Consider the following 19,490-nt stretch of genomic DNA (forward strand, 5'->3'; position numbering starts at 1 on the left):
CCACCAGATCGCCCCGGAAGCTGGGCACCGCCTCCAGCAGGCTGGTCAGCGAGTCCGGCTCGCTCTCCGGCTGCGGCCGGGGCGGGACGGAGCCCTCCCGGGGCAGCCGGGCGATCCGCGGCACGAACGGGGTGCTCGGCTCCGGCGGGTCCTCGCTCTCGCCCAGCAGCGCCCGCGCCTCGTCGTCCACGGCCTGCACCAGCCGGCGCGGCGGGTCGTACATCCAGCTCGCCGAGTGCGTCTCCCCGGCCACCCGGTAGACCAGCAGCACCTCCCAGGTGCCGTCGTCCCGGCGCCAGGAGTCCCAGCGCACCGCGTCCTTGTCCGCGCCGCGCAGCATCAGCCGCTCGGCGACCGCGTCCCCGAGCTGCGGCCCGGCGCTCTCGCCCGGGCGCCGGACGGGGGTCTTGCGGGCGCGCTCCGCCATGAACGCGCGCTCGGCCAGCACCGGGCCCTCGAAGCGCCGTACCCGGTCCACCGGGATGCCGGCGAGCTGGGCGACTTCCTCCGCGGTGGCCCCGGCTCGTATCCGCGCCTGGATGTCCCGGGGGCGCAGGTGGTTCTCCACCTCGATCTCGATCTGCCCGAGCCGGGCGCGGTCATTGCGCACCGCGGCCCGCAGCCGCTCGTCGATCGGCAGGGTGTATTCCGTGTTGTCGGCAGCCTTGAGCACCAGACGTGTGCCGTCGTTGCTCACGGCCACGACACGCAGTTCGGGCACGAGGACCTCCCGGTGTGCCTGCCGACGTCACGTACGTCGCTGCTCCGCTGGACGAGTGTGACCTGCCCGGGTGCAGCCTGCCACAACCTTGCCGACTTGCCCGGCGTGTCGGGCCTGGGCCCGACACCTCCGTTGTGGCACAGTCACCACTTTGCCACGTGTGGTGACCGGCGCGGATGTGGCGATCCGAGCGGTCAAAACAGGGGCTGAGGCCAGGAATGTTCACACTACTCCATTAGGGCCACGGGGGTGGGGCGCCGCGCCGTGGAAGTTCTCCCCGGACAAGGGAGTTGACGGGGGAACAACAGATCACATTCCGGTTACTACCCAGCACAATCAGGTGAAAACGGATGCGCGGCTGACGGGGCCACCGCCCACGGGCCCGCGTTCCCGGGTGGAGTACAGCGGTGTCCGGCACCCGGGGGAACCTCGGCCCCCGATCGTCCGGGGCGGGTGGCAGGATCGGGGACATGGATCGCGCGCGAGACCCCCACCCCTACGACGCCCTGCTGCTGCTGTCCTTCGGCGGTCCGGAAGGCCCGGACGACGTGCTGCCCTTCCTGGAGAACGTCACCCGGGGCCGCGGCATCCCCCGGGAACGGCTGGCCGAAGTCGGCGCCCACTACCACCTCTTCGGCGGGGTCAGCCCGATCAACGGCCACAACCGCGCACTGCTGGCCGCCCTGCGGAGCGACTTCGCCGAACACGGCCTGGACCTGCCGGTCTACTGGGGCAACCGCAACTGGGCGCCCTATGTGACCGACACCCTCCGGGAGATCGTCCGCGACGGCCACCGCCGGGTGCTCACCCTCGCCACCAGCGCCTACTCGTCCTACTCCAGCTGCCGCCAGTACCGCGAGGACCTCGCCGGCGCGCTGGCCGCCCTGGCCGAGGAGGGCCTGGACCTGCCCCGGGTCGACAAGCTCCGGGTCTACTACAACCACCCGGGCTTCCTGGAGACCATGACCGACGGCGTGCTGCGCGCCCTGGACGAACTGCCCGCGGACGTCCGCGAGGGCGCGGTGCTCGCGTTCACCACCCACTCCATCCCCACCGCCGCCGCCGACACCTCGGGACCGCCGGCCGGTCACGGCGACGGCGGCGCGTACGTCTCCGAACACCTGGACGCCGCCCGCTGGATCGCCGGCGCCCTGGCCGAACGCACCGGGGTACGGCGCCCGTGGGAGCTGGTCTACCAGTCGCGCAGCGGCGCCCCGCACATCCCGTGGCTGGAGCCGGACATCTGCGACCATCTGCGCGCCCTGCACGCGGCGGGCGCCCCGGCGGTGGTGATGGTGCCCATCGGCTTCGTCTCCGACCACATGGAGGTCCTCTACGACCTCGACACCGAGGCGCTGGCCGTCGCCGCCGAACTCGGGCTGCCCGCCGTGCGCTCCGCCACCGTGGGCACCGACCCCCGGTTCGTGGCGGCCGTGCGCGACCTCGTGCTGGAACGGGCCGCCACCGAACGCGGCGAGCGTCCGCGGCGCTGCGCGCTGGGCGCCCTCGGCGCCGGCCACGACGTGTGCCCGGTGGGCTGCTGCGCCGCCCGTACCCCCCGCCCGGCAGCCGCGGGCGCCGACAGTCCCTATGCCTGACACCGAGACCACCGAGGAGCCCCGGCCCATGCCCGAGTCCGTGTCCCCGTCCGAACTGCTCGATCTCGCCCGGGAGGCCGGACGGCGCGCCGGCCTGCTGCTGCGGGACGGGCGGCCCGCCGATCTGGGGGTGGCCGCCACCAAGTCCAGCCCCATCGACGTGGTCACCGAGATGGACATCGCCGCCGAGAAGCTGATCACCGGCTATCTGTCCGAGCACCGGCCCGAGGACGGTTTCCTCGGGGAGGAGGGCGGCAGCAGCGCCGGCACCAGCGGGGTCCGGTGGATCGTCGACCCGTTGGACGGCACCGTCAACTACCTCTACGGGCTGCCCCAGTGGGCGGTGTCCATCGCCGCCGAGTACGAGGGCGAGGTGGTGGCGGCGGCCGTGGAGGCGCCGATGCGCCAGGAGTCCTACTACGCGGTGCGCGGCGGCGGAGCCTTCCGGGTGCGGGCCGGCGGCGCCCCGGAGACGATGCGCTGCCGCCCGGCGGCCCCGCTGGACCGGGCCCTGATCGGCACCGGGTTCAACTACGTGGCGAGCGTGCGCACCGCCCAGGCGGCACTCGCCCAGCGGCTGATCCCGCAGGTGCGGGACATCCGGCGGTCCGGCTCGGCGGCCATCGACCTGTGCGATGTCGGCGGCGGTCGGCTCGACGGGTTCTACGAGCGCGGACTGCACCCCTGGGACCTGGCCGCCGGAGACCTGATCGCCCGGGAGGGCGGTGCCCGGACCGGCGGCCGGCCGGGGCTGGCGCCCGACGGCGCGCTGACGGTGGCGGCCACCCCCGCCGTCTTCGAGGTGCTGCAGCCGCTGCTGGAGGACCTGGGCGCCTGGCACGACTGACGGCGCGGGCCGGCCCGCCGGGGCCGGCCGCACGACGGGCACGGCACGTACGGCACGACAAGGGCCCCGGGAGCGCTCGCTCCCGGGGCCCTCACCCTTGTCCGTGTCAGACGGCGGAGCCGACCTGCACACCGTGTTCGGCGGCCAGCCGGCGGAGATCGTCCAGCTCGGCCTGCTCGACATCCACGGTGAACACATCTCCTGCCTCACGAGCGCGGTGCAGATCGGACTCGGTGCTCTCGATGCGCTGCAGGATTCCACTGGTGAACGCGTCCATGGTGCGCCCCCTCGTCTTCGATCGGCGGCACTGGGGAGGTGCCGGGGTGGGTGCGGTCACGGCGGGCCCGACCGGTCGGCAGCACGCGTGGGCTTGCCGCCTTCAGGGGGGTGATCGCGGGGTGTCCTGGGGTCTTCCCCGGCCCTTCCGGAGCGGAAACCTGCGCCGCCGGAAAAAGGGCCGCACGCCGTCCCCGGGCCACCCGGATGTCACCCGGGCACCACCGGCCCGTCACCCGGGGTGCCCGCCGGGTCCCTTACCACCGGTTTACCGCCGGGCGAGGCAGGATGGACCGGGGAGCCCCATCGGACTCCCGTCGGGCTGTGCGAGGAAGGACCAGGGACGTGCGCGTACTCGTCGTCGAGGACGAGCAGCTGCTCGCTGACGCGGTGGCCACCGGGCTGCGCCGGGAGGCCATGGCGGTGGACGTGGTGTACGACGGTGCCGCCGCCGGGGAGCGCATCGATCTCAACGACTACGACGTGGTGGTGCTCGACCGCGATCTGCCCCTGGTGCACGGGGACGACGTGTGCCGCCGGATAGTGGAGCTGGGGCTGCCCACCCGGGTCCTCATGCTGACCGCCTCCGGGGACGTCAGCGACCGGGTGGCGGGCCTGGAGCTGGGCGCGGACGACTATCTGCCCAAGCCGTTCGCCTTCACCGAGCTGGTGGCCCGGGTCCGGGCGCTGGGGCGGCGTTCGGTGGCCGTGCTGCCGCCGGTGCTGGAGCAGGCCGGCATCCGGCTGGACCCCAACCGCCGGGAGGTCTTCCGGGACGGCCGGGAGATCCATCTGGCGCCCAAGGAGTTCGCCGTGCTGGAGGTCCTCATGCGCGGTGAGGGCACGGTGGTCTCGGCCGAGCAGCTGCTGGAGAAGGCCTGGGACGAGAACGCCGACCCGTTCACGAACGTGGTCAGGGTCACCGTGATGACGCTGCGCCGCAAGCTGGGCGAGCCTCCGGTGATCACCACCGTGCCGGGCGCCGGATACCGGATCTGACCGCCATGACCGCTCCGTCCTCGCCCTCCTCCCCGCCGCCCCCGCCACCGCCCGCGCAGCCCCCGCACGCGGGCCGTCCGGGGCCGCGGCGGCCCGCTCCGCCGCGTCCGGACTTCGATCCGCCCGAGGCCGATCCGCAGCGCAGCTGGCTGCGGCCCACCATCCGGATCCGGCTGACGCTGCTGTACGGCGGGATGTTCCTGTTCGCCGGCATGCTGCTGCTGACGATCATCTATCTGCTGGCCGCCGAGGCGCTGCACAAGGGGAACGCGCTGCCGTTCCTGATCACCAGCGACACCCGGGTCCAGATCACCTCCGACTCCTGTCAGGGGATCTCCGGGAATGTCACCAGCGACCAGTTCAAGGACTGGCTGGCGGGCTGCGTGGACATCCAGCGGGACGTGGCGCTCAAGGCGCTGCTGCGCCGTTCGCTGATGGCGCTGCTGGGGCTCGCGGTGGCGGCGTTCGCCTTCGGCTACGTGATGGCCGGCCGGGTGCTCTCGCCGCTGGGCCGGATCACCCGGACCGCCCGGCAGGTGGCCGGGTCGGATCTGCACCGGCGGATCGAGCTGGACGGCCCGGACGACGAGCTGAAGGAGCTGGCGGACACCTTCGACGAGATGCTGGACCGGCTGGACCGGGCGTTCACGGCGCAGCAGCGCTTCGTCGCCAACGCCTCGCACGAGCTGCGGACGCCGCTGGCGATCAACCGCACGCTGCTGGAGGTGCAGCTCTCCGATCCGCAGGCCTCGCCGGAGGTGGTGCAGCTGGGCAATACGCTGCTGGCCACCAACCGGCGCAGCGAGCAGCTGGTGGAGGGCCTGCTGCTGCTGGCGCGCAGCGACAACCAGCTGGTGGAGCGCAAGCCGGTGGATCTGGCCGAGGTGGCGGGGCAGGCGCTGGAGCAGACCCGGGGGGAGGCGCAGGAGCGCGGTGTGGATCTGGCGGGGGTGCGGCCTCCGGTGTACGTCCAGGGCAACGGGGTGCTGCTGGAGCGGGTCGCGCTGAACCTGGTGCAGAACGCGGTGCGGCACAACCTCGCGGAGGGCGGCTGGGTCCGGGTGGACACCGAGGCGCGGCCGGGGCAGGCGGTGCTGATCGTGGAGAATACCGGGCCGATGGTGCCCGCCTACGAGGTCGATAATATGTTCGAGCCTTTCCGCCGGCTCGGGAAGGATCGCACCGGCAGCGACAAGGGCGTCGGCCTCGGCCTGTCGATCGTCCGCTCGGTGGCCCGGGCGCACGGCGGCCACGTGGTGGCCGTCCCCCGGGAGACCGGGGGGCTCGTGATGCGGGTGACCCTGCCGGTCTGAGATCATGCACGGGCGGGATCTCAGTCGGCATTGAGCGGAATTGAGCCGTATGTGATATATCGCATACGCAACCCACCATTTTCCGGGGGATTGCAGCGATGATTACCGGCTTGTCCGCTGTCCTGAGCCTGATCGACGGGCGGAGATGATCACCTCTTCAGGCGTTCGATCGGGTGTCGATTGAGTAACAGGACTTGATGTGAGGCAAAATCTCCGCCTCGGGTCGGGCACAAAGTTCGGCCCTCCCGCGTTACCTGCGCTGGAGAGACCACAGAACCCAGAGGGGGAGAGAAGCATGGCTACGGATTACGACAGTCCACGCAAGACTGACGACGACGTCAACGAAGACAGCATCGAGGAACTCAAGGCACGGCGGAACGACAAGTCCGCCTCCACGGTCGATGTCGACGAGTTCGAACAGGCCGAGGGTCTGGAGCTGCCCGGAGCGGACCTTTCCAACGAGGAACTGTCCGTCCGGGTGCTGCCCCGGCAGGCCGATGAGTTCACCTGCATGAGCTGCTTCCTGGTGCACCACCGCTCGCAGCTCGCCTACGAGCGTGGCGGACAGCCCATCTGCAAGGACTGCGAGTGACCGTCCGCCCGGACTGAGGTGTCAGACCGCGTCCGGGCGGGCCGAAAGCGCAGCGGCGAGCCGCTCCGGCCGCCGGGTCGACAAGTACAGATAAGGCGTCGGATCCGCCGGATCCGTCACCTCGACCCGGACCGCCGTGGGAATGTAGGCCCGCAGCAGCATATGAGCCCGGGCATCCGCCCGATGGGTGCGCCAGGCGCGCGCCTCATCGGCGTCGAGCGCCCGGGCCTCGCCCAGCGCCGACAGCGGAATCCGGGCGTCGCCCGCCACCAGTGAGCCGGCCACCACCCGGATCCGTGCGGCGCCGTAGCTGCTCAGCGCCACCCCGGCTCCCGCCACCCCCACCACCAGGCCCGCGATGAGGGCCGCCGTGCCCAGCGGGAGCAGCGAGACGCCCAGCAGGGCGACTCCGCCCGCGGCCATCAGCCACCAGGAACGGGGCACGGTCAGTCGTTCGTCGTACGGCTTCATACGGCCAAGCATGGCAGGCAGTCCCCGGCGGTCGCGGGCGGCGGTAGGGTCTGCACCGTGAGTGCCCATGTGAACCCAACCGCCCTGGACGTCCTCCTGCGGCGCATCGATCCCGAGGTACCCCTCCCCTCCCGGGCACAGCCCGGTGACGCGGGGGTGGACCTGGTCACCACCGAGGCCGCCGAGCTGGCCCCCGGCGAGCGGGCCGTCCTGCCCACCGGGGTTTCCGTCGCCCTCCCCGAGGGGTACGCGGCCTTCGTGCACCCCCGTTCAGGACTCGCCGCCCGGTGCGGGGTCTCCATGGTGAACGCCCCCGGGACCATCGATGCCGGGTACCGTGGTGAGATCAAGGTCATCGCGATCAATCTCGATCCGCGGGAGAGCGTGCGGTTCGAACGATTCGACCGGATCGCACAGCTCGTCGTCCAGCGGGTCGAGACCGTACGGTTCCACGAGGTCGATCAGCTGCCGGATTCCGTACGCGCCACGGGGGGTTTCGGCTCCACGGGCGGTCATGCCGGCCTGGACAACCCCTACGCTGCGGTCGGCTCCGGCGGGATCGCCGGCCGGAAAGGACAGTGACGTGTTCGGACGTCGTCGCAAGAACGAGGAACCCGAGGAAGCCGTCGAGGCCACGGCCGAGGAGGCACCCGACGAGGCGGAGGTGCGCCGGGTCAAACTGGAGCCCGCGCCGCGCCCCGAGGGTCCCTGGGATCTGAGCGAGGTCGGCAACCCCGCCGAGGGCCGGGTCGACCTCGGCGGCCTGTTCGTCCCCGGCGTCCAGGGCATGGAGCTGCGGGTCGAGGTCGCCGGGGACGCGATCGTCGCCGCCACCGTCGTCCTCAAGGACAGCGCGGTCCAGCTCCAGGCGTTCGCCGCGCCCAAGCGCGAAGGCATCTGGTCCGAGGTCCGCGAGGAGATCGCCTCCGGCATCACCCAGCAGGGCGGCATCATCGACGAGACCGAGGGCCCCCTCGGCTGGGAGCTGCGCGCGCAGGTGCCCGTCCAGCTGCCGGACGGCAAGCGCGGCATGCAGACCGTGCGGTTCGTCGGCGTCGACGGCCCCCGCTGGTTCCTGCGCGGCGTGATCTCCGGCCAGGGCGCCGTCCACCCGCAGGCCGCCGGGGTCCTGGAGCAGATCTTCCGCGACACCGTCGTGGTGCGCGGCGACGGGCCGATGGCCCCGCGCGACCCGATCGTCCTCAAGCTGCCGGAGAACGCCCAGATGGTGCCCGACGGCGTCAAGCAGGAGCAGGCGGGCCAGCCCACCGAGACCTCCCGCTTCGCCGGCGGCCTCGACCACCTGCGCCGCGGCCCGGAGATCTCCGAGGTCCGCTGACCCCGCACCGGATCCGTCCGTGTCACCGGCCTCCTCGCGGGTACCCGCCCGGTCACCAGCGAGGAGGCCGAACCATGGACAACCGCCGTCACCGGCGGACCGGCACCGAGCCGATCACCGCCAAGAGCGATCTGCCGCTGCGCCGGCTGCTGTCACTGATCTTCCTCCCGGTGTTCGCGGCGGGCACCGTGCTGCTGGCCATCTGGGCGGCCAACAGCACGCCCGGATCCTCACCGGGACGCGCCCCGCTGCTCACGCTGGCCATCGTCTGCGGCGTGCTGACCGTGGTCGCGTTCCTCGACCTGCTGATCATCCGCCGCCGCAGACGCGAGGAGCGCGCCGCCCGCCGCTGACCGCCCCCGCGCGGCCCGGCACCGCCCTCCCCGGCCGCTTCCCGGCCGGGCGCCGACAATGGATCCATGGCACGACGCGGCACACTGCGCATCTACCTGGGGGCCGCCCCGGGAGTCGGCAAGACGTACGCCATGCTCAGCGAGGCCCACCGGCGCGCCGAGCGCGGCACGGACATCGTGGTCGGACTCGTCGAGACCTACGACCGCCCCCGCACCGAGGCCCTGCTGCGCGGCCTGGAAACGGTGCCACGGCGCCCCGCCGCGCCCCCGGGCGGCGGACGCGGCGAAATGGACACCGAGGCCGTGCTGCGCCGCGCCCCGGCGGTCGTCTGCGTCGACGAACTCGCCCACACCAACGCCCCCGGCTCCCGCCACGACAAGCGCTGGCGCGACATCGACACCCTGCTCGACGCCGGCATCGACGTCATCTCCACGGTCAACATCCAGCACCTGGAATCGCTGGCCGACGTGGTCACCGCCATCACCGGGGTCCGGCAGCGCGAGACCGTCCCCGACGCCGTGGTGCGCCGCGCCGACCAGATCGAACTCGTGGACATGACGCCCGAGGCGCTGCGCCGCCGGATGGCCCACGGCAACATCTACGCCCCGGACAAGGTGGACGCCGCCCTCTCGCACTACTTCCGGCCCGGCAACCTCACCGCACTGCGCGAACTCGCCCTGCTGTGGACCGCCGACCGGGTCGACGCCTACCTCCAGCGCTACCGCACCGAACAGGGCATACGGTCCACCTGGTACGCCCGCGAGCGGATCGTCGTCGCGCTCACCGGCGGCCCCGAGGGCGCCACCCTCATCCGCCGGGCGGCCCGGATGGCGGCCAAGAGCTCCGGCGGCGAGATCCTCGCCGTCCACGTCTCGCGCGCCGCCCGGCTCACCGCGGTCTCGCCGCGCGAACTGGCCGGCCAGCGCACCCTGGTCGAACAGCTGGGCGGCACCTTCCACCACGTCATCGGCGACGACATCCCCAGCGCCCTGCTGGACTTCGCCCGCGGCGTCAACGCCAACCAGATCGTGCTCGGCTCCTCCCGCCGCAAGACCTGGCAGCACGTCCTGGGGCCGGGCGTCGGGTCCAGCGTGGCCCGCGACAGCGGGCCCGACCTCGATGTCCACATCGTCACCCACGACGAGGTGGCCCGCGGCCGGGGCCTGCCCAGCGCCCGCGGTGCCCGCCTCGGCCGCTCCCGCACCCTCGCCGGCTGGCTCATCGGGCTGGCCGGGCCGCCGCTGCTCACCGTGCTGCTGGCCGCGCCCCCGCAGCCGCTGGCCGGGTTCGCCAGCGATGTCCTGCTGTTCCTGTCCATGACGGTGCTCGCCGCGCTGATCGGCGGCTTCTACCCGGGCCTGGTCTCCGCCGCGCTCGCCACCGTCCTGCTCGACTACTTCTTCACCGAACCGCTCCACCACTGGGGCGTCGGCAGCGGCCACGACCTCATCACCGTGGTGATCTTCTTCGCCATCGCGCTGGCGGTGGCCTCGGTGGTCGACCTCTCCGCCCAGCGCACCCAGCAGGCCGCCCGGCTGCGCGCCGAGTCCGAGACGCTCACCGTGCTCGCCGGCAGCGTGCTGCGCGGCGAGGACACCCTGCGCGCCCTCCTCGGCCGGGCCAGGGAGACCTTCGGCATGGACTGCGCGGCCCTCCTGGAACGCGACCACGACGGCGGTCGTTGGCGCTGTGTGGGAAGTGTCTCCGCCATCGCCGACAACCCCCGCCCGCTGCTGCGGCCCCAGGACGCCGACGTCGACGTGCCGGTGGGGGAGCACACCATGCTCGTGCTCTCCGGACGGGTCCTCCCGGCCGAGGACCGCCGGGTGCTGAGCGCCTTCGCCGCGCACGCCGCCACCATCCTGGACCGGCAGCGGCTGCTCACCGAGGCCGCCCGCGCCCACAAGCTGGCCGAGGGCAACCGGATCCGTACCGCCCTGCTGGCCGCCGTCTCGCACGATCTGCGCACCCCGCTGGCCGCCATCAAGGCCTCGGTGTCCTCGCTGCGCTCCGACGACGTCGAGTGGTCGGAAGCGGACCGCGCCGGACTGCTGGAGAGCATCGAGGACGGCGCCGACCGCCTCGACCAGCTGGTGGGCAACCTGCTGGACATGTCCCGGCTGCACACCGGCACCGTACGGCCGCTGATCCGCCGCACCGCCCTGGACGAGGTGGTGCTGCGGGCGCTGGCCGGGGTGGCGCCGGACGTGGTGACGCTGGACATCCCCGAATCGCTGCCCTGGGTGGCCGCCGACCCCGGCCTGCTGGAGCGCTCGGTGGCCAACATCGTGGAGAACGCGGTCAAGTACCGGCCCCCGCGCACCCGGGTCCTGGTGCGCGGCAGCGCCCTGGGCAACCAGGTCGAGCTGCGGGTCGTCGACCGGGGCCCCGGGGTGCCGGACGCCGACAAGGGCCGCATCTTCGAGCCCTTCCAGCGGCACGGCGACATCCCGCGCGGCAACGGCGTCGGGCTCGGCCTGGCCGTCGCCCGCGGCTTCACCGAGGCCATGGGCGGCACCCTGGACGCCGAGGACACCCCGGGGGGCGGGATGACCATGGTGCTCACCCTGCCCGCCGACACCCCGGACGCCCTGCCGCACAGCCGACCATCCGAACAAGGGGAACAAGGGGGAGCGCATGCACCGGGTGCTCGTGGTCGATGATGAGCCGCAGATACTCCGTGCCCTGGTGATCAGCCTCAAGGCGCGCCAGTACGAGGTGGACACCGCCCCGGACGGCGCGACCGCGCTGCGGCTGGCCCGCGACCGGCATCCCGACGCGGTCATCCTGGACCTCGGCCTGCCCGACGTGGACGGCACCGAGGTCATCGCCCGGCTGCGCGAGTGGACCAGGACACCCATCATCGTGCTCTCCGCCCGGCACACCTCGGACGAGAAGGTGCAGGCCCTGGACGCGGGCGCGGACGACTACGTGACCAAGCCGTTCGGCATGGACGAACTGCTCGCCCGGCTGCGGGCCGCCGTCCGCCGCGCCGAGCCGGCCGCCGCCGAGGAGGACTCCGTCATCCACACCGCCGGCTTCACGGTCGACCTCGCCGCCCGCAAGATCCACCGCGAGGGCCGCGACGTCCGGCTCACCCCCACCGAGTGGCACCTGCTGGAGGTGCTGATCCGGCACAGCGGCCGGCTGGTCAGCCAGAAACAGCTGCTCCAGGAGGTCTGGGGCCCGGCCTACCGCACCGAGACCAACTATCTGCGGGTCTACATGGCGCAGCTGCGCCGCAAGCTGGAGGCCGACCCCGCCCACCCCCGGCATTTCGTCACCGAGCCGGGCATGGGGTACCGCTTCGAACGCTGAACGGAACGCCGGGGACGTTACGCTGAAGGCATGAGCGCGGGTGAACGCAGCGGGGGCCACCCCGGCAGGCGGCGGGGACGGCCCCGCTGGTGGCCGGGCCGGGCCGCCGCGGACGCACACGCGGCCGAGGAGGCCGAACGGGCCGCCGACGAGGCCGAGCGGGCCCGCTGCACCCCCATCAGCAAATGCGCGGAAGGCCCGGCCGGCCGTCCGGTCGTCAGCGTGACCGGTACGCTGCGGTCGGTGACCGAGCGTACGGTGGCGGGGCTGCCCGCACTGGCCGCCGAGCTGGACGACGGCTCCGCCCGGCTGGAAGTGATCTGGCTGGGCCGGGCCGCCATCGCCGGGATCGTGCCCGGCCGGGAGCTGGTCGCCTCCGGACGGATCGCGGTGACGCACGGCCGTCCGGTGCTGTTCAACCCCCGATACCAGCTGCGACCCCTCGACAAGGAGTAGCCAGGTGACCCCACCTGACCAGGAGATCCCGTCCGGCCGGCCCGGCGTCGCCCCCCAGGCGCCCGACCAGGAGGCCACCAAGGCGGCCTTCTTCGAGGCGTTCGGCGGCGCACGCGGCATGGTGGAGACCACGGTGCCCGGTCTGGTGTTCGTGCTCAGCTACACCATCAACCGGGACATCAAGATCTCCGCCATCGCGGCCCTGACGATCTCCGCCCTGCTGGCGGTCGGCCGGCTCATCCAGCGCGACACCGTCAAGCACGCCTTCAGCGGCGTCTTCGGCGTGGCCTTCGGCGCGGCCTTCGCGATGATGTCCGGCGACGCCAAGAACTTCTACCTCCCCGGGATGCTCTACACCCTCGGCCTCGGCATCGCCTACGTGGCCACGGCCGCGGCGGGCGTGCCGCTGCTGGGGCTGATCCTGGGGCCGGTGTTCCGGGAGATGCTCTCCTGGCGCACCCGCAACCCCGGCCGCAAGGCCGCCTACGTCAAGGCGAGCTATGTGTGGGGCGCCATCCTGCTGGCCAAGTCGGCGATCACCTTCCCCATCTACTTCTGGGGCGACGCCACCCAGCTGGGCTGGCTGCGGGTGGCGCTCGGCATCCCGCCGTTCCTGCTGGCCGTCTATCTGACCTGGATCATCCTCGTGAAGGCGCCGGCCCCGATCGATGTGATCGCCGAGATGGAGGCCGAGGAGCGGGACCGGAAGGAACGCGAGGCGGCCCGGGCCGCCGAGGCGGCCACCGAGCAGGGGCCCTGACCCGCGCCCCCTCCATCGGTCACTCCTTCACCGGGCGCGGCGACAGCAGCGCCTGCAACTGGGCCTCGCGGGCGGGCGCGGCGACGAACAGCAGCTCGTCGCCCGCCGCCAGCGCGTCGTCCGGATCGGGGATCAGCACCTTCACCCCCCGGATGATGGTCACCAGCGCGGTGTCCTGCGGCCACGCCACCTCGCCCACCCGGGTGCCCACCAGCGCCGCCCCCTGGGGGAGGGTCAGCTCCACCAGATTGGCCTCGCCCTGGCTGAAGCGCAGCAGCCGCACCAGATCGCCGACGCTCACCGCCTCCTCCACCAGAGCCGACATCAGCCGCGGGGTGGAGACCGCCACATCGACGCCCCAGGCGTCGTTGAACAGCCACTCGTTCTTCGGGTTGTTGACCCGCGCCACCACGCGCGGCACCCCGTACTCCGTCTTGGCCAGCAGCGAGACGACCAGATTGACCTTGTCGTCGCCGCTGGCGGCGATCACCACCTGACAGCGCTCCAGCGCCGCCTCGTCCAGCGTGGCGATCTCGGCGGCGTCGGCCAGCAGCCACTCCGCCTCCGGCACCCGCCGTACCGCCACCGCGTCCGGATCGTTGTCGATCAGCAGCACCTCGTGGCCGTTCTCCAGCAGCTCCCCGGCGATCGAGCGGCCCACCGCGCCGGCCCCGGCGATCACCACCCTCATGGCTGCCGCTCCTCGTCGGGACCGAGCAGACACGCCGCCTCGACCTCGGCCACCTGATCGCTGTACATCATCACGTGCACCAGATCGCCCTCCTGGAGGACGGTGCGGGAGGTCGGCAGCATCGCCTCGCCCATCCGCGTCAGAAACGCCACCCGGACCCCGGTGTGCTGCTGGAACCGGCTCACCTTGTGTCCCACCCACGCCGGGGTGATGTGCACCTCCGACAACTGCACCCCGCCGCTGGGATCGCGCCACAGCGGCTCCGCCCCGGCCGGCAGCAGCCGGCGCAGCATCTGGTGCGCGGTCCAGCGCACGGTGGCCACCGTCGGGATGCCGAACCGCTCGAACACCTCGGCGCGGCGCGGGTCGTAGATCCGGGCGGACACGTTCTCCACCCCGAACACCTCGCGGGCCACCCGGGCGGCGATGATGTTGGAGTTGTCGCCGCTGCTGACCGCCGCGAAGGCGCCCGCGTCCGCGATACCCGCCTCCGTCAGCGTGTCCCGGTCGAACCCGAGACCGGTCACCCGCTGCCCGCCGAACCCGGAACCGAGCCTGCGGAACGCCGTGGCGTCCTGGTCGATGACCGCGACCGAATGCCCCCGCTCCTCAAGGGTCTGGGCCAGGGTCGCGCCGACCCGGCCGCAACCCATGATCACGATGTGCATAGCGCTGCGCCCGCACCCTCTCTTGCGTACACCGGCCCGGCACCCGGCCCGTGCGGCCCACGCTACCCGCCCGCCCCCGCCGTGTCCGGCCTGCCACCCGTACGGATGGCGTCAAGGATCCGTCCCCTCCCCGCGCACGGGCCCCGTGCGCGGGGAGGCTGCCGTGCGGCGGGCGCCGGGGGAGCCCGTAGACTGGGCGGCCGTTGTTTTGCCCACCCCCTTCCCGCTCTGGAGCCGTCGCCACCATGCCTGAATCAACCCCCGCGGCGGCGTCGCTGGTCGGCGAGGAGTACGAGGTCGAGATCGGGCCGGTCGCCCACGGCGGGCACTGCGTGGCCCGTACCCCGGCCGGCCAGGTCCTCTTCGTCCGCCACACCTACCCCGGCGAGCGGGTCGTCGCCAAGGTCACCGAGGGCCGCGCCGACTCGCGCTTCCTGCGCGCCGACGCCGTCACCGTGCTCGACGCGGCCAAGGAACGGATCGAGGCGCCCTGCCCGTTCTCCGGGCCCGGCCGCTGCGGCGGCTGCGACTGGCAGCACGTGAAGCCGGGCGCGCAGCGCAAGCTGAAGGCCGCGGTGCTCACCGAGCTGCTGCGCCAGCTCGCCGGGGTCACCCCGGAGGAGGTCAGCTGGGACGGCACGGTCGAGCCCGCGCCCGGCGACAAGGTCGCCCCCGGCGAGGTGCCCGCCTGGCGCACCCGGGTGCAGTACGCCGTCGACGCGGAGGGCCGGGCCGGGCTGCGGCGCAGCCGCTCGCACGACGTGGAGCCCATCGACCGCTGTCTGATCGCCGCCGAGGGCGTCTCCGAGCTGGGCGTCGAGGCCCGCGGCTGGCCGCAGATCGCCTCGGTGGACGCCATCGCGGCCACCGGCTCGAACGACCGGATGGTGGTCATCACCCCGCGCCCCGGCGGACGGCTCCCGCTCGTCGAACTGGACCGGCCGGTCTCCGTGATGCGCGCGCAGGAACAGCGCGGCAAGGGCGGCGGCCCCGGCCGGCGCACCGTGCACCCGGTGCACGGGCGGACCTTCGTGCGCGAGCGCGCGGACGGCCGCACCTGGCGGGTCGGCGAGGGCGGCTTCTGGCAGGTGCACCCGCAGGCCCCCGATCTGCTGGTGGACGCGCTCATGCGCGGCCTCACCCCGCGCAAGGGCGAGACGGCGCTCGACCTGTACTGCGGTGTGGGCCTGTTCGCCGGCGCGCTGGCCGAACGGGTCGGCGAGAGCGGTGCCGTCGTCGGTATCGAGTCCTCCAAGCGCGCGGTGGAGGACGCCCGGCACAACCTCGCCGACGCGCCCCGGGTCCGTATCGAGCACGGCCGGGTCGAGCAGGTGCTGCCGCGCACCGGCATCACCCGCGCCGACCTGATCGTGCTGGACCCGCCCCGGTCGGGTGCGGGCAAGCGCACCGTGGAGCACCTGGCCACCCTCGGCGCCCGCCGCATCGGCTACGTGGCCTGCGACCCCGCGGCTCTCGCCCGCGACCTGGCCCACTTCCGCACGGCCGGCTACGTCCCGCGCTTCCTGCGGGCGTTCGACCTGTTCCCGATGACGCACCACATGGAGTGCGTGGCGATCCTGGAGCCGGTGGAGAAGGCGCGCTGAGCCGTGATCGATGAGGGGAACACCGGCAGAGCGGACCGCTTCCGCGCCGAGGCGGCCTCCCGCGGTCTGCCGGCGGGGGAGGCCGAGGCGTGGATACGGGCCACTGTGCCGGGCACGTTCGTCGCTCAGGGCGGTGACGGGCCGCTCGCGGTGCGGATGGGGGGCGATCCGGTCCTGCCGGACGACGCGCCCGACCCGTGTCACCCGCTGATCGCCCGCGTCGACTGCGCGCTGATACCCCCGGGCGCCACCGGGCTCCCGCTGCCGGCGGCGGGCCACCTGTTGTTCTTCGCCGACCCGGAGCCGGGCCTGCGGGGCCCGATGAGTGACGCGGTCCGCCATGTCCCCGCCGGGACACCGGCGGCGGTCCGGCGCGTGACGGCCGGGCGCGGGCCGTTCGAGCCGCAGGACATGCGCACGATGTGGCACCACCTGTCCCCGCCGATGCCGGAGAGCTTCGCGGAGGCCAGGTGGGAGGAGCCGGACGACGAGGAGTACGAACTCGCCGAGGAACTGGAGAGCGCCTGGACGCACGTGGGCGGCTCCTGGCCGACCTGGACGTTCGCGCTCGGCGCCCACCCCGTCGTCCTCAACGACGACCCGCTGCGCCTCGTCGGCGACGAGGCGCCGGACGGCGGCGACTGGGCCCTGCTGGCCACCTGGCGGTGCGATGAGCGGGCCGGCGGGCTGGACGGCGCCGTCGTCAGCTGGATGATCCGCCGCCGGGACCTGGCCTCCTCGCGCTTCGACCGGGTGTACGTCCACGTCGACCGGGCATGACGCCCGCTCCGGCCCGCGCCCGTCGGCTTCGGCGCGGTGCTGTCCGTGCCCGCCGAGGGGCAGGGCCTCGCGATGCTGCCTCCGGAGTGTCCTCATATCTGCATCCGAGAGATAAGAATGTGAGTGGACGCCCCGGTAGGGTTTGTGCGGCAACGGGGAAACAGTAATTGTTCGCCGCGCACGCGCCGTTCCGGTGTGCTACGGTCTTTATCAGTTGCAGTTGTGGTTCCCGAAACTTCAAGTGCCCTCGTCCGGCTGTGCCCGGCGGGAGCACCTTTGTATTTCCGGTCATTTCCGGCGGGCTGATCATTGCGGCAATGCGACGCCCGCGTGCTTGCTGGCGTCGGGATACTGCCCCGAGGAGATATGACATGGCTACTGGCACCGTGAAGTGGTTCAACGCCGAAAAGGGTTTCGGTTTCATCGAGCAGGACGGTGGCGGCGCCGATGTGTTCGCCCACTACTCGAACATCGCCACCCAGGGCTTCCGTGAGCTGCTCGAAGGCCAGAAGGTGACCTTCGACATCGCGCAGGGCCAGAAGGGCCCGACGGCCGAGAACATCGTTCCGGCCTGACACAGAAGCGCACGCGGCAGCTGGGCCCGTCTCCTCCGGGATGCGGGCCCAGCTCCGCGCTTTTTGTGTATCGGCCTTCATCCGTCCGGTGACCGGGAGCATTCCGCTCCAGCCTTTCAGTATTCTGGCGCATTCTGAAAAGTCATGCCGTGAGCGGCACACCCGATACCCGTCCCCGTGCGCCAGAAAATTCCGCATCCGTTGCCGCGTGCAGCCGTACCGGCCCCGGAGCGGCCTTATTCTGCCACCGGTTCATACTTGTAATTCTCCAGGCTGCGAATCGCTGCGGAATTCCTTGGCATGTGCCGCATCGAGGAAGGTTCCGCATGAACCGCACCCGTTCGAACGATCACTCCGCCCGCCCCCGCAGGGCCGGCCCGGGCACCGGCAAGGGCGGCAGCCGTGCCGGTTCTCCGGCGGCGCGCCGCTCCGGTGAGCCCGCCCGGCCGGCCGGTCACGGCCGTCGGGGTACGGCGCTCAAGGGCGAGTTCGCCCTTCCCGAGACGATCACCCCGGCGCTCCCCGCGGCCGAGGCGTTCGCGGATCTCGACATGCCAGGCCCTCTCCTGGCCGAGCTCGGCCGGCAGGGGATGACGGCACCCTTCCCGATTCAGAGCGCGACGCTGCCGAACTCCCTGGCCGGCCGCGACGTCCTGGGGCGCGGGCGCACCGGCTCCGGCAAGACCCTCGCCTTCGGCCTGGCGCTGCTGGCCCGCACCGCGGGGCGGCGCGCCGAAGCCCGCCGGCCACGAGGGCTGGTGCTCGTACCGACGCGTGAGCTGGCGCAGCAGGTGACGGCCGCGCTCACGCCGTACGCCCGGTCCGTCGGACTGCGGCTGGCCACGGTGGTCGGCGGGCTGTCCATCGGCAAGCAGGCCGGTGCGCTGCGCGGCGGGGCGGAGGTCGTGGTCGCGACCCCGGGGCGGCTCAAGGACCTCATGGCCCGGGGCGACTGCCGGCTGGACCAGGTGGAGATCACGGTGCTGGACGAGGCCGACCAGATGGCCGACATGGGCTTCATGCCGCAGGTCACCGCGCTGCTCGACCAGGTGCGCCCCGAGGGGCAGCGGATGCTGTTCTCCGCCACCCTGGACCGCAACGTCGATCTGCTGGTGCGCCGCTATCTGACGGACCCCGTCGTGCACTCGGTCGACCCGTCGGCCGGCGCGGTCACGACCATGGAGCATCACGTCCTGCACCTCCAGGACACCGACAAGCGTGCTGCCACGGTCGAGATCGCCGCCCGGGACGGCCGCGTGATCATGTTCCTGGACACCAAGCACGGTGTGGACCGGCTGGTCCGGGACCTGCTCAGGAGCGGTGTCCGGGCGGCCGCGCTGCACGGCGGCAAGTCGCAGTCGCAGCGGACCCGGACGCTCGCCCAGTTCAAGACCGGGGATGTCGGTGTGCTGGTGGCGACGAACGTCGCGGCGCGCGGCATCCACGTCGACCAACTCGACCTGGTGGTCAACGTCGATCCGCCGACCGACCACAAGGACTACCTCCACCGCGGTGGCCGGACCGCCCGCGCCGGCGAGTCCGGCAGCGTCGTCACCCTGGTCACCCCGAACCAGCGGCGGGCGATGGTCCGGCTCATGGCGGACGCGGGGATCCGGCCGCACACCACGCAGGTCCGCCCGCGCGGTGAGGCTCTGAGCCGGATCACCGGGGCCCAGGCCCCCTCCGGTATCCCGGTCGTGGTCGCGGCCCCGGCCGCGGCGGGACCCAGGTCCGGTTCGTCCTCCCGGGGCAGGCGCCGCTCTTCCGCGCCGCCCCGGCGCGCGGCCGCCCGCACGTCAGCGGCCGCTTAGGCACGGATACCGTCCCACCGGATCCGAGCTTCCCGCAGCAACCGGCCGCAAGGCCACCCCGACCCCTGTCGCCCCTGGCGGCGGGGGTCGGCGCGTTTGCGGCCCGCGGTCGGCGGGCTCACGACTACCTCACCTCCGGCCAAGCGAAAATCTCTCCTCGCCGGAGTAGACATTCGGCGCTGGCACGGTTAGAGTTTTGCTCGTAGCGGAGATCCAAGAAGGCCCGGCAGGGATGAACTGCCGGGCAGCAGTACCCAGCAGTACAGGCAGTACGCAGGACGGTGCGGCGGTGGAGTTCCGGAGCCGGGTTGCTGGAC

The 19,490-nt window shown here is 72.7% G+C and carries 20 protein-coding genes and 1 pseudogene; 16 read left to right on the top strand and 5 right to left on the bottom strand.

The features are described 5' to 3' along the window. Positions 1-752 (bottom strand): annotated as a pseudogene (gene sepH, locus ACFV5N_RS11190) (septation protein SepH); the annotation flags it as partial. Positions 753-1,191: 439 nt separating this feature from the next. On the opposite strand from sepH, the gene ACFV5N_RS11195 reads away from it, so the two are divergent. Together ACFV5N_RS11195 and ACFV5N_RS11200 are read left to right on the top strand one after the other, a co-directional pair. Beyond that, a complete protein-coding gene (locus tag ACFV5N_RS11195) occupies positions 1,192-2,319 on the top strand; it encodes a ferrochelatase (protein ID WP_385597192.1) in 1,128 nt (375 codons plus the stop codon). 28 nt (positions 2,320-2,347) lie between these two features. Beyond that, positions 2,348-3,166: an inositol monophosphatase family protein gene (locus ACFV5N_RS11200; RefSeq protein ID WP_385597195.1), complete on the top strand. Its 819-nt coding sequence runs from the start codon at positions 2,348-2,350 to the stop codon at positions 3,164-3,166. 106 nt (positions 3,167-3,272) lie between these two features. On the opposite strand, the gene ACFV5N_RS11205 is transcribed toward ACFV5N_RS11200, so the two are convergent. Then, positions 3,273-3,443, bottom strand: a complete 171-nt coding sequence (locus ACFV5N_RS11205; protein WP_385597198.1) for a hypothetical protein — start codon at positions 3,441-3,443, stop codon at positions 3,273-3,275. A 344-nt stretch (positions 3,444-3,787) separates the two neighbouring features. On the opposite strand from ACFV5N_RS11205, the gene ACFV5N_RS11210 reads away from it, so the two are divergent. The 3 genes from ACFV5N_RS11210 to ACFV5N_RS11220 all read left to right on the top strand — a co-directional run bounded on the left by ACFV5N_RS11210 (position 3,788) and on the right by ACFV5N_RS11220 (position 6,346). Next, complete coding sequence (locus tag ACFV5N_RS11210; protein ID WP_385597201.1) at positions 3,788-4,441, top strand: response regulator transcription factor; 654 nt, start codon at positions 3,788-3,790, stop codon at positions 4,439-4,441. 5 nt (positions 4,442-4,446) lie between these two features. After that, positions 4,447-5,754, top strand: a complete 1,308-nt coding sequence (locus ACFV5N_RS11215) for a sensor histidine kinase (RefSeq protein ID WP_385597204.1) — start codon at positions 4,447-4,449, stop codon at positions 5,752-5,754. Positions 5,755-6,049: 295 nt separating this feature from the next. Next, on the top strand, positions 6,050-6,346 hold the full coding sequence (locus ACFV5N_RS11220; protein WP_019435152.1) for a DUF4193 domain-containing protein: 297 nt from the start codon (positions 6,050-6,052) through the stop codon (positions 6,344-6,346). Between the two features lie 21 nt (positions 6,347-6,367). Here the strand turns inward: ACFV5N_RS11220 and ACFV5N_RS11225 are convergent, their stop codons facing one another. After that, positions 6,368-6,817 (bottom strand): DUF3093 domain-containing protein, encoded by a 450-nt coding sequence (locus ACFV5N_RS11225; protein ID WP_346071609.1) that lies wholly within the window; start codon positions 6,815-6,817, stop codon positions 6,368-6,370. Between the two features lie 84 nt (positions 6,818-6,901). Between ACFV5N_RS11225 and dut the strand changes: the two genes are divergently transcribed. The 7 genes from dut to ACFV5N_RS11260 all read left to right on the top strand — a co-directional run bounded on the left by dut (position 6,902) and on the right by ACFV5N_RS11260 (position 13,044). Next, positions 6,902-7,399: a dUTP diphosphatase gene (gene dut, locus ACFV5N_RS11230; RefSeq protein WP_346071625.1), complete on the top strand. Its 498-nt coding sequence runs from the start codon at positions 6,902-6,904 to the stop codon at positions 7,397-7,399. Between the two features lies 1 nt (position 7,400). Next, positions 7,401-8,156, top strand: coding sequence for a DUF3710 domain-containing protein (locus ACFV5N_RS11235; RefSeq protein ID WP_176128899.1), 756 nt, complete (start codon positions 7,401-7,403; stop codon positions 8,154-8,156). A gap of 74 nt (positions 8,157-8,230) precedes the next feature. Next, the gene (locus tag ACFV5N_RS11240; RefSeq protein WP_346071608.1) at positions 8,231-8,509 is read left to right on the top strand and encodes a DUF6343 family protein; all 279 of its coding nucleotides are present in this window, start codon (positions 8,231-8,233) and stop codon (positions 8,507-8,509) included. A 66-nt stretch (positions 8,510-8,575) separates the two neighbouring features. Next, complete coding sequence (locus ACFV5N_RS11245) at positions 8,576-11,173, top strand: ATP-binding protein (RefSeq protein ID WP_385597209.1); 2,598 nt, start codon at positions 8,576-8,578, stop codon at positions 11,171-11,173. Next, the gene (locus tag ACFV5N_RS11250) at positions 11,148-11,828 is read left to right on the top strand and encodes a response regulator (RefSeq protein ID WP_385597211.1); all 681 of its coding nucleotides are present in this window, start codon (positions 11,148-11,150) and stop codon (positions 11,826-11,828) included. The genes ACFV5N_RS11245 and ACFV5N_RS11250 overlap by 26 nt, the downstream gene beginning before the upstream one ends. Before the next feature lie 30 nt (positions 11,829-11,858). Next, positions 11,859-12,284: an OB-fold nucleic acid binding domain-containing protein gene (locus tag ACFV5N_RS11255; RefSeq protein WP_385597214.1), complete on the top strand. Its 426-nt coding sequence runs from the start codon at positions 11,859-11,861 to the stop codon at positions 12,282-12,284. Between the two features lie 25 nt (positions 12,285-12,309). Further along, entirely contained in the window at positions 12,310-13,044 is a 735-nt protein-coding gene (locus ACFV5N_RS11260; protein WP_385597226.1) for a DUF3159 domain-containing protein, read from the top strand. A 19-nt stretch (positions 13,045-13,063) separates the two neighbouring features. Here the strand turns inward: ACFV5N_RS11260 and ACFV5N_RS11265 are convergent, their stop codons facing one another. Together ACFV5N_RS11265 and ACFV5N_RS11270 are read right to left on the bottom strand one after the other, a co-directional pair. Next, entirely contained in the window at positions 13,064-13,735 is a 672-nt protein-coding gene (locus ACFV5N_RS11265; RefSeq protein WP_176128900.1) for a TrkA family potassium uptake protein, read from the bottom strand. After that, a complete protein-coding gene (locus ACFV5N_RS11270; RefSeq protein ID WP_176128901.1) occupies positions 13,732-14,403 on the bottom strand; it encodes a TrkA family potassium uptake protein in 672 nt (223 codons plus the stop codon). Before ACFV5N_RS11270 ends, ACFV5N_RS11265 begins: the two co-directional genes overlap by 4 nt. Positions 14,404-14,648: 245 nt before the next feature. On the opposite strand from ACFV5N_RS11270, the gene ACFV5N_RS11275 reads away from it, so the two are divergent. From ACFV5N_RS11275 to ACFV5N_RS11290, 4 genes are all read left to right on the top strand, one after another. Beyond that, positions 14,649-16,007 (top strand): class I SAM-dependent RNA methyltransferase, encoded by a 1,359-nt coding sequence (locus ACFV5N_RS11275; protein WP_385597217.1) that lies wholly within the window; start codon positions 14,649-14,651, stop codon positions 16,005-16,007. Positions 16,008-16,010: 3 nt separating this feature from the next. Then, positions 16,011-16,787 carry a DUF1963 domain-containing protein gene (locus ACFV5N_RS11280; protein ID WP_385597220.1) on the top strand — a complete coding sequence of 259 codons (777 nt, stop codon included), beginning with the start codon at positions 16,011-16,013 and terminating at the stop codon, positions 16,785-16,787. Between the two features lie 371 nt (positions 16,788-17,158). After that, entirely contained in the window at positions 17,159-17,362 is a 204-nt protein-coding gene (locus ACFV5N_RS11285; RefSeq protein WP_359325161.1) for a cold-shock protein, read from the top strand. A gap of 326 nt (positions 17,363-17,688) precedes the next feature. Then, positions 17,689-19,173, top strand: a complete 1,485-nt coding sequence (locus ACFV5N_RS11290) for a DEAD/DEAH box helicase (RefSeq protein ID WP_385597223.1) — start codon at positions 17,689-17,691, stop codon at positions 19,171-19,173. The last annotated feature ends 317 nt before the right edge of the window (positions 19,174-19,490 follow it).

It is taken from the genome of Streptomyces sp. NPDC059853 (assembly GCF_042731495.1).
Taxonomy (GTDB): Bacteria; Actinomycetota; Actinomycetes; order Streptomycetales; family Streptomycetaceae; genus Streptomyces.

Coding starts and splice junctions, on each gene's coding strand:
- ACFV5N_RS11195 (WP_385597192.1), top strand. CDS start 1,192: ATGGATCGCGCGCGAGACCCCCACCCCTACGACGCCCTGCTGCTGCTG.
- ACFV5N_RS11200 (WP_385597195.1), top strand. CDS start 2,348: ATGCCCGAGTCCGTGTCCCCGTCCGAACTGCTCGATCTCGCCCGGGAG.
- ACFV5N_RS11205 (WP_385597198.1), bottom strand. CDS start 3,443: ATGGACGCGTTCACCAGTGGAATCCTGCAGCGCATCGAGAGCACCGAG.
- ACFV5N_RS11215 (WP_385597204.1), top strand. CDS start 4,447: ATGACCGCTCCGTCCTCGCCCTCCTCCCCGCCGCCCCCGCCACCGCCC.
- ACFV5N_RS11220 (WP_019435152.1), top strand. CDS start 6,050: ATGGCTACGGATTACGACAGTCCACGCAAGACTGACGACGACGTCAAC.
- ACFV5N_RS11225 (WP_346071609.1), bottom strand. CDS start 6,817: ATGAAGCCGTACGACGAACGACTGACCGTGCCCCGTTCCTGGTGGCTG.
- ACFV5N_RS11240 (WP_346071608.1), top strand. CDS start 8,231: ATGGACAACCGCCGTCACCGGCGGACCGGCACCGAGCCGATCACCGCC.
- ACFV5N_RS11245 (WP_385597209.1), top strand. CDS start 8,576: ATGGCACGACGCGGCACACTGCGCATCTACCTGGGGGCCGCCCCGGGA.
- ACFV5N_RS11250 (WP_385597211.1), top strand. CDS start 11,148: ATGCACCGGGTGCTCGTGGTCGATGATGAGCCGCAGATACTCCGTGCC.
- ACFV5N_RS11255 (WP_385597214.1), top strand. CDS start 11,859: ATGAGCGCGGGTGAACGCAGCGGGGGCCACCCCGGCAGGCGGCGGGGA.
- ACFV5N_RS11265 (WP_176128900.1), bottom strand. CDS start 13,735: ATGAGGGTGGTGATCGCCGGGGCCGGCGCGGTGGGCCGCTCGATCGCC.
- ACFV5N_RS11270 (WP_176128901.1), bottom strand. CDS start 14,403: ATGCACATCGTGATCATGGGTTGCGGCCGGGTCGGCGCGACCCTGGCC.
- ACFV5N_RS11275 (WP_385597217.1), top strand. CDS start 14,649: ATGCCTGAATCAACCCCCGCGGCGGCGTCGCTGGTCGGCGAGGAGTAC.
- ACFV5N_RS11285 (WP_359325161.1), top strand. CDS start 17,159: ATGGCTACTGGCACCGTGAAGTGGTTCAACGCCGAAAAGGGTTTCGGT.
- ACFV5N_RS11290 (WP_385597223.1), top strand. CDS start 17,689: ATGAACCGCACCCGTTCGAACGATCACTCCGCCCGCCCCCGCAGGGCC.